The 1,308-nt window shown below is 62.4% G+C and carries 1 protein-coding gene; it reads left to right on the top strand.

What is annotated here, in order from left to right; genetic code table 11:
* Window positions 1-29: 29 nt before the first annotated feature.
* Entirely contained in the window at window positions 30-1,244 is a 1,215-nt protein-coding gene (locus FOY91_RS21310) for an IS701 family transposase (RefSeq protein ID WP_145156073.1), read from the top strand.
* Window positions 1,245-1,308 lie beyond the last annotated feature (64 nt).

Here is a 1,308-nt window from a genome sequence, read left to right as displayed (position 1 = left end):
TGGAGGAAACTCTGAATCAATAGGTCTCCATGGTAGGGAGGCCGTGGATGACGGGTGCATCGATCGAGAGGACGCTGGAGCTCTGGGCCTCGTCGCTGCGCGAGGTGAAGGGGCGGATGCGAGGGCTGTTCACGCAGGAGCGTGTCGCGGCGTCCGCCGGGCTGTTTCTGGACGGGTTGCTGGGTGAGGAGCGGCGCAAGACGGGGTGGATGCGTGCCGAAGCGGCAGGCGACCCCGGACCGTGGCGGCAGCAGGCCATATTGGGCCGGGGTCGGTGGGATGCCGATGGGGTTCGTGACATCGTGCGCGATTACGTCGTCGAGCATCTCGGGTCTGAAGATGCAGTTCTGGTAATCGACGAGACGGGCTTCCTTAAGCAAGGTAAGGCGTCATGCGGCGTTGCACGTCAATATACCGGCTCTGCCGGCAAGGTAACTAATTGCCAGATCGGTGTTTTTGCAGCCTATGTTTCTACTCGCGGCCACGCGTTTATTGATCGTGCTTTGTACCTGCCGAAAAGCTGGACCGGCGATGGCGACCGATTGGCCGCCGCCCATGTTCCGGAGATTGTAGCGTTCGCGACGAAGCCCGCGCTTGCGGTACAGATGATTCGTCGAGCCATCTCAGCGGCTGTGCCGTTCTCGTGGGTGGCGGCGGATGCGGTCTATGGGGTTGGTGACGTCGAGCTGGCATTGCGGCGCGCCTGCAAAGGCTATGTGCTTGGCGTCAAATCCGATCATCACTTCGAGCCGTGGGCCGGCAAGCCACCGGTCGCCGGCACCGCCGGCCAGATTGCTCAGGATCTTGAGCCTTCAGCATGGCGCCGCCTCTCCGCCGGTGAGGGCACCAAGGGCGCGCGCCTTCACGACTGGGCCTATCTCCAGCTCGCTGATCTCGATGCGGACGAATATGACGAGGCGACATCAGGACTTTGGACCCGCGGGTTGCTGATCCGCCGCACGATCAGCGATGGCGATCTCGCCTTCTTCACGACATGGTGCCCGGCGGGCACCACCATCGATACCCTCGTCGCCGTCGAAGGCCACCGCTGGGCAATCGAAGACAGCTTCGAAACCGCCAAGAACGAGTTCGGGCTTGATCACAACGAAACCCGCTCCTGGCATGGCTGGCACCGCCATGTATCGCTTGTCATGCTCGCCTTTGCCATGATGGCGGTGATCCGATACCGCGCCAACGACGTGACGCCCCCAAAAAGACCGCGGACGAAGACCATCCGGATCTGATCCGCTGGTCCATCCAGGAAGTCCGCCGCATCGCGAACAGACTTGCCCAGCGTCGTATCCTACC

The sequence above is a fragment of the Alterirhizorhabdus solaris genome (assembly GCF_007785815.1).
GTDB classification, from domain to species: Bacteria; Pseudomonadota; Alphaproteobacteria; order Sphingomonadales; family Sphingomonadaceae; genus Alterirhizorhabdus; species Alterirhizorhabdus solaris.
Note: the sequence above shows the minus strand (reverse complement) of the source record. Positions and strands in the feature narration are given on the sequence as shown.

Coding starts and splice junctions, on each gene's coding strand:
- FOY91_RS21310 (WP_145156073.1), top strand. CDS start 30: ATGGTAGGGAGGCCGTGGATGACGGGTGCATCGATCGAGAGGACGCTG.